This window comes from Hyphomonas sp. (assembly GCF_040882205.1).
Taxonomy (GTDB): domain Bacteria; phylum Pseudomonadota; class Alphaproteobacteria; order Caulobacterales; family Hyphomonadaceae; genus Hyphomonas.
In genome coordinates this window covers 1-7,095 of record NZ_JBBEBT010000061.1, presented here as the reverse complement: position 1 = coordinate 7,095, position 7,095 = coordinate 1, and the positions used below count along the sequence as shown (strand labels likewise).

Sequence of the window (7,095 nt, the reverse complement as noted above, 5' to 3'; positions counted from 1 at the left end):
CTGGTGGGCGCGCCGAACTGCGGCAAGTCCACCTTGTTCAACGGGCTGACGGGCGGGCGTGCCAAGACCGCGAACTATGCCGGCGTCACGGTCGAGCGGCGGCGCGGCTGGTTCAAGACCGCCAGCGGTCAGCGGATCGAACTTGTCGACCTGCCCGGGATCTACGGCTTCACGTCGCGCTCCCTCGATGAGCGCATTTCAATCGACACCATAATGGGCCGCAATCCGGACGAGGCGGCGCCGGACGGCCTGCTCGTGCTGATCGATGCCGGTGACATCCGCACACAGCTGCATTTCATCCTGCAGGTGCGCGCGCTTGGCCGGCCGATGCTGCTCGCGCTCAACATGTACGATCTCGCCGAGCGCGACGGCGTACGCATTGATGTTGCTGCTCTGGAACGCCGGTTGGGTGTGCCCGTCGTTACCACCCGGGCAACGCGCATGAGTGGACGCGAAGCCCTCCTGAAGCGTCTCGACGAAATCATTGCGTCTGGAGCCTGGATTACGGCGTCCGCTCCTTCTGCTGAACCTGACCTCAAACTGCTTCAGCGCGAGGCGCGGGATATTGCGCGCGAAGCCATCCTGCAGGAGCCGGTGATGAACCGGCTGACCCGCGCCATCGACAAGGTGGTGCTTAACAAGATCGCCGGGCCGCTCATTCTTGCAGGGCTGTTGTTTTTTATCTTCCAGGCCGTGTTCGCCTGGGCCGCCTGGCCGATGGATGCGATTGATGGCGGCGTCTCTGCACTGAATGCCTGGGTCGCCCGAGCGTTGCCGGACAACTGGGTGCGCAGCCTGCTGACCGACGGCATCATCGCGGGCGTCGGCAGCGTGGTGATCTTCTTGCCGCAGATCGTTATCCTGTTCGCTTTCATCCTGCTGCTCGAAGCCTCCGGCTACATGGCGCGCGCCGCCTTCCTCATGGACGAACTCATGCTGCGCGTGGGCCTCAACGGGCGCGCCTTCATTCCGCTGCTGTCGAGCTTTGCCTGCGCCATACCGGGCATGATGGCGGCGCGCACTATCGAGAACGAACGCGACCGGCTGACGACCATCATGATTGCGCCGCTGATGACCTGTTCGGCGCGTCTGCCTGTCTACACGCTCATCATCGCGGCTTTCATCCCACAATCCGGTGTTGGGCCGTTCGGCCTGCAAGGGCTTGTGATGTTTGCGCTCTATACCGTCGGCATCGTCAGCGCCGTGATTGTTGCGTTTGTACTGAAGCGTACCCTGACCAAAGGACCGCCGCAGGCGCTGCTGATGGAATTGCCGACCTACAAGGCGCCTGATCTGCGCGACTTCCTGATCAATCTCACCTCAAAGGCCTGGGCCTTCCTGCGCCGCGCGGGCGTGGTGATCTTCATGGTGTCGGTGGTCCTCTGGTTCCTCGCGAGCTATCCGGAATCAGCAGACGGTATCCGGGGCTCTTTCGCGGGCTTCCTCGGCGGATTGATCGAGCCGATCCTGCGCCCCATCGGCTTTAACCTCGAAATCGCCATCGCGCTGGTGCCCGGAATGGCGGCGCGTGAAGTCGCCGTCGGCGCGCTCGGCACGGTTTATGCGCTGCAGGGCGCGGACGAACAGGGCCTCGCGGCGGCGCTGCAGGCTTCCTGGTCCCTGCCGACGGCGCTGGCCTTCCTCGCCTGGTATGTCTACGCGCCCCAATGCCTCGCCAGTCTCGCGGTCGCCAAGCGGGAGACCAACTCCTGGCGCTGGACGGCGGTGATCGTCGTCTACCTCTTCGCGCTAGCCTATCTTGCGGCCGGCGTAACCTACTGGACGGCAACCTGGGCAGGGCTCTGAAACGCTAATCTGCATTATTGGCGGGCTAATAGGTCCGGGACTGGCGGTAGTTCGCCATCCAGTCCGGCGGCGTTAGCGACATTGCGACAGACTCTCTATTCAAATGCGGGGCCAGACGGGTCTCAGGTCACTTGTCAGTACACTGATTCAGGCTATGCATGCGGTGATGCGATGTTTCTCAGGCTTCCAGCATACAGGGCGCTGGTTCCGGATCACGGCAAGGCTCTGGGAGACAGACAAAGTATCCAACTGCGGATTTCGGCTTTAGCCAGCGAAGCCACTCAGGCCACCAAGAGCCTTCTTTCCAAGCGGCGCTTGGTGTCCGGTAAACGGGCCGCTGAAAAATGGGATGATTACCAAGCCATGCGAAAACCTTTTGCCCGCCTGCTGGACGCTGCCGGAAGACCCGCCCTTAGCTGCGCGGTCGTCCATCCCGTGGACGTGCTCTCGCTCTCCGGAGCCCTTGAAGCGAAGAGGCTAGGCCTCATCGATCCGATCTTGGTTGGTCCCCGCAAAAAGATCATGGATGCGGCCGCAGCAGGCGCACTGGATATCTCTGGCATTCAAATCATCGACACGCCGCATAGTCATGCGGCGGCTGACGAAGCTGTCCGGCTTGCGGCGACCGGCTCCGCTGCAGTCATCATGAAAGGACACATTGATACCGGACAACTTATGTCCGCCTGCGTCCGGAGAGAAAGTGGCCTGCGCACGGACCGACGGATGAGCCACGTCTTCGTGATGGAAACGCCCGCCTGGCCAAAATGGATCCTCATTTCCGACGGCGCCCTCAACATTGCGCCCGACCTGCTGACCAAACGCTGGATCACCCAGAACGCGATCGACCTTGCCAATGCCCTTGGCATCGATACGCCGCTGGCAGCTATCCTGTCGGCAACTGAACTCGTCGATCCCGCCATAGTCTCGACCATAGATGCTGCCGCGCTTTGCAAGATGGCTGACCGCGGCCAGATCCGCGGCGGTATCCTGGACGGGCCGCTCGCCTTCGATCTGGCGATCTCGGCAGAAGCCGCCCTTGCCAAGGGCTTGAAGTCACCCGTCGCTGGCGCCGCAGATATACTCATCGTTCCGGGGATCGAGGCCGGCAACATGCTGGCCAAACAGCTCGACTATCTCGCTGGCGCTGAAGCGGCAGGTATCGTTCTTGGCGCGAAGGTTCCGATCGTCCTCACCAGCCGTGCAGACAGCGCGCCAGAGCGCGCGGCATCAGCCGCGCTGGCAGCGGCCTACCTCGCCTGGCAGGACAGGCAAACATGACAGAGCGGATCGTTGCGACCTTCAATGTCGGCTCTTCGAGCATCAAAGTGGCCGCATATGCGGCGACGCCGGCCGGCGGGCTCGGACCGCGCGTGCTGCGCGCCGAACTTGCCGGCTTGCCTGACGCACCAAAGCTTTCAGCCGTTGCCGCAAACAGCGACATGGCATGCGCCTTCCTGGCCCGCGCCGATATTTCGGATCTTCGACTTGCCGCCCTTGCCCCTCGATTGATTGCGGCCCTGGAGGCGGCCCTGGGCCAGCCTCTCGCAGCTCTCGGACACCGGGTTGTCCAGGGCGGCAGGCACAATCATGCGAGCCGGACCGCGACGCCTGAACTCATCGCGGAACTCGATTCCCTGTGTGCCCTCGCGCCCGACCATCAACCGTACAATCTTTCTGCCGTCCGCGCCGTGGACGCAGCACGTCCGGACCTGGCCCAAACACTGTCCTTTGACACGGCCTTTCATCGCACCCAGCCCCGGATCGCCCAGCTCTACGCCCTGCCCCGCGCGCTCACCGACAGCGGGATCCTGCGTTATGGGTATCACGGGCTATCTTATGCACACATTGCACGCCATCTTCCGGAGCGTTTACCGGCCCATCGGCATCAGCGGACACTCGCAGTGCATCTGGGCAGCGGATCGAGCCTGTGCGCTATCCTGGAAGGCCGGAGCATTTCGACCAGCATGGGATTTTCTGCAATGAGCGGTATCCCGATGGCCACCCGCTGCGGGGATATCGATCCCGGTCTGCTGCTCTACCTGATGAGTGACCGGCATATGAGCGCGGCGGACGTCTCGCAAATGCTGCGCAAGCAATCCGGGCTTCTGGGCGTCTCCGGCATTTCAGGTGACCTGCGCGTCCTCGAAGCCTCCGGCATGCCGGAAGCTGAAGAAGCCATCGCGCTTTTCGTCTACCGGATCGTCCGGGAATGCGGATCGCATATTTCCGCACTCGGCGGCATTGATGCGCTCGTCTTCACCGGCGGTGTCGGAGAGAATTCCCGGCATGTGCGCGCAGGGATCGCAGCCGGGCTTGCCTGGGCCGGCATCCGGATCGACCCGGATGCAAACGCGAAAGCCGCCCCCCTGCTCTCGCCCCCCGGCTCACCTGTCAGCGTCTTTGTGCTGCCCGCGGATGAAGAAAGCGAGATTGCGCGTGACTGCCTCGCCCTTCTCTGAGCCTACAGCGTTCCCCGCACCGCGATTCTGACGTCCGGGCGCGGCGTATCCTAGCGCCCGAAGCTGGCCAGCACCCCTTCAGCCAGAAGCTTGCCGACACCGATCCGGTTCGATGGGTGAGAGACCGTATCACAACTGACAATCTGCAACGCGCCCGCGTCCAGCAGACGCGCCAGTGCGCCCTCGACAAACAGAGCATGTACGCAGCAGCACACCGGCGCCCTGAACCCCTTGGCCAGGAGGCCTGAAACCAGTTTTTCCATCGTGGTGCCCGTCGAGACGATGTCGTCGACAATGACCGGCTGGTGGTCACCAAACTGCCCGACCTCTGGCAGGTCGATCCGAACTGACCTGTCGCCTGTGCGCGTCTTAGTCAGCACGAGCGCTGGTGCCCCGGTGCGCTCAGCAATAGCATTCACCCACTGGGCGCTTTCAGAATCCGGCCCGATGATCAGCGGCCGAATGAACGCCGACATTATCCAGTCCGCAATGGCGCCAGCGGCGGTTACCCGGCGCGCCGGGACAGGCCCGAACACCTCGCCGAGAGAGCCGAACCTGTGAAGATGGGGGTCCACCGTCACGATCCAGTCGGCAAACTGGCCAAGGATCCTTGCAAAGTGGACCGAACTCACCGGTTCGCCCTCCTGGAAGGCAATGTCCTGGCGCATGTACGGCAGGTAGGCAATCGCCAGGCCGACTTCCTGCGCACCCTGGGCGCGCGCTGCGCCGGCCGCAAGCAGAACACTCATCAGTCGTTGATCAGGATCACTCAGAGTACTGACGAGCACAACGCGGCGCCCGGCGACATCTTCCAGAAGCCGAACATAGGATTCCCCGTCAGGAAACCTGCGAAACACACAAGCGCCTTGCTCGAGGCCGGCGCCCCGGAATGCGGGCGCCAGGTGTTCTGCACCCGGTGTAACGAAGAACACGGCAGGCTTCACCGGCTTAACTCCACAACGAAAGGATTTTCGGCGACATAGTCCATCGCATACGCAATCTTGCCGTGCGTCCCCGATACGAGCGTGAACAGGATATCGCCCTGCCTGACACTGTCGCCCAAACGGACCGCCAGGCGCACCCCCGCCGACACATCTTCCGGCGCTCCGGCGAGTTTGGCGATCCGCGCAATCATCCGGTTGTCCATGGACGTCACCCTCCCGGATCGCACCGCCCGGATGGGCCGGCTGAACCGGGCAGGCGGCGGCGTTCTCGCTCCGCCTTGCGCATCGCAGATTTCATCAAACTTCTTTCGGGCACGGCCGTCCCTGAGCGCCTCATCGGCAAGACCTGCGCCTGCGCCTTGCGCGCAAAGGCCGGCCATCTCGAGGACCGCGCCCGCAAGCACGCATGATCTTTCCGCAAGATCAGAAAGCTCGGGCGGCTGGGTGTCCAGCACGGCGAGAACGTCTTCAGCCTCCAGCGCGGGACCGATGCCCCGGCCCACAGGTTGACGCCCGTCGGTGATGACCGTGCGTACTTCAACATCGAAGGCAGCGGCGACTAGCCCGAAGAGGTCGGACAGGCGGGCCGCAGAGGCCTGATTGCGCATCTTGGCAGTCGGCCCGACGGGCATGTCGATCACCACATGTGTCGCACCGGCTGCAATCTTCTTGGACAGGACAGAAGCCACGAGCAAACCGTCCACATCCAGGTTGAGCGCGCGCTCTATGCGGATAACCGATGTATCTGCCGGACTGAATCCCACGCTGTCACCCCAGACGAAACAGCCGCCGGTCATCTCGACAACCCGGCGCATCGCCGCCATGTCGAGAGCGACATTCGTCAGCGTTTCCATCGTATCTGCCGTACCCGCCGGAGACGTGATCGCTCTTGACGATGTCTTCGGCATCATCAGTCCAAAGCTGGTCACAATCGCCACGACGATCGGCGTCGTGCGGTTGCCCGGCAGGCCGCCGATGCAGTGCTTGTCATAGATGTTCCCGCCCGGCCAAACGAGCCGCGTGCCAGTCTCGACCATCGCCTTTGTCACGGCAATCGTCTCCGCCGGCGTGAGGACGGGGGACGCACAGGCTGCAACAAACGACGATAGCTGAATGTCGGAGAAGCGTCCGGCAACAATGTCCTGCACTATTTCAGCGGCGGACTGTGTACCCAGTTCCTCGCCGAACATCTTGGCGCGCACATGTGTCATGGATTGCAAGGGCGGGGCCGAGGAGACAGTGACGGGCTGCGGGCCGATCAATCCAAGCTTTGCCCAAGCATACTCGGAAAGGCCTATTTCATTGTAATCGATCAGGTCAGACGTCACCTGATAAAGGCTCGCGTACACCGTTGCGCCATTGCACTGAAGCTTGAGCCTGCCGTGCGAGCTCAGGCCTTCGGACTTGCTGACATCGCTGTCCGAACGGATGAAGGCAACCGCCTCATCATGCGTCAGCAGCCCCAACCGGCGTGCCATGAGCGCGTTCAGCCCAAGAGGTTTCATGCAAGCTCGACCCGCTGTCCGTGCTCAGGGACCTCGCAGTCCCAGCCCAGCTCTTCCTGGATGCGGTGGCGTAGCGCATCAGAGGCCTCAGGCTCACCGTGCACGATGAACGTCCTGCGGGGCGGCGCCTCGAAGCCTGAAAGCCAACGCATAATTTCGTTTGCGTCGGCGTGCGCCGACAGCATGTGGAGGTTCAGGACTTCAGCGCGAACCTTGTGCCAGCCCCCGTGAATCTTGATCTGGTCTGCGCCGGCAAGCATGTGCGCGCCGCGGGTACCACCGGCCTGGTAGCCGGCAAACAGGATGGTGGAACGCGGGTCGGGCGCTTATCTCTTCAGATAGTTCAGCACACGTCCGCCTGTGGCCATTCCGCTCGCCGAC

Annotated in this window: 4 protein-coding genes and 2 pseudogenes; 3 read left to right on the top strand and 3 right to left on the bottom strand. The window is 62.9% G+C overall.

What is annotated here, in order from left to right:
- The 3 genes and pseudogenes from feoB to WEA77_RS02710 all read left to right on the top strand — a co-directional run.
- A partial coding sequence (feoB, locus tag WEA77_RS02720; protein ID WP_368066323.1) for a ferrous iron transport protein B occupies window positions 1-1,806 on the top strand: 1,806 nt, incomplete at its 5' end.
- A 375-nt stretch (window positions 1,807-2,181) separates the two neighbouring features.
- Window positions 2,182-3,084, top strand: a pseudogene (locus WEA77_RS02715) (bifunctional enoyl-CoA hydratase/phosphate acetyltransferase); the annotation flags it as partial.
- Window positions 3,081-4,265, top strand: a complete 1,185-nt coding sequence (locus WEA77_RS02710; protein WP_368066322.1) for an acetate/propionate family kinase — start codon at window positions 3,081-3,083, stop codon at window positions 4,263-4,265. The pseudogene WEA77_RS02715 and the gene WEA77_RS02710, both read left to right, overlap by 4 nt.
- Window positions 4,266-4,315: 50 nt before the next feature.
- Here WEA77_RS02710 and WEA77_RS02705 read toward each other — a convergent pair whose 3' ends face one another.
- From WEA77_RS02705 to WEA77_RS02695, 3 genes and pseudogenes are all read right to left on the bottom strand, one after another.
- Window positions 4,316-5,197 carry a ribose-phosphate diphosphokinase gene (locus tag WEA77_RS02705; protein WP_368066324.1) on the bottom strand — a complete coding sequence of 294 codons (882 nt, stop codon included), beginning with the start codon at window positions 5,195-5,197 and terminating at the stop codon, window positions 4,316-4,318.
- 8 nt (window positions 5,198-5,205) lie between these two features.
- Window positions 5,206-6,714, bottom strand: a complete 1,509-nt coding sequence (locus WEA77_RS02700; RefSeq protein WP_368066321.1) for a thymidine phosphorylase family protein — start codon at window positions 6,712-6,714, stop codon at window positions 5,206-5,208.
- Window positions 6,711-7,095, bottom strand: a pseudogene (locus WEA77_RS02695) (MBL fold metallo-hydrolase RNA specificity domain-containing protein); the annotation flags it as partial. The gene WEA77_RS02700 and the pseudogene WEA77_RS02695, both read right to left, overlap by 4 nt.

Coding starts and splice junctions, on each gene's coding strand:
- WEA77_RS02710 (WP_368066322.1), top strand. CDS start 3,081: ATGACAGAGCGGATCGTTGCGACCTTCAATGTCGGCTCTTCGAGCATC.
- WEA77_RS02700 (WP_368066321.1), bottom strand. CDS start 6,714: ATGAAACCTCTTGGGCTGAACGCGCTCATGGCACGCCGGTTGGGGCTG.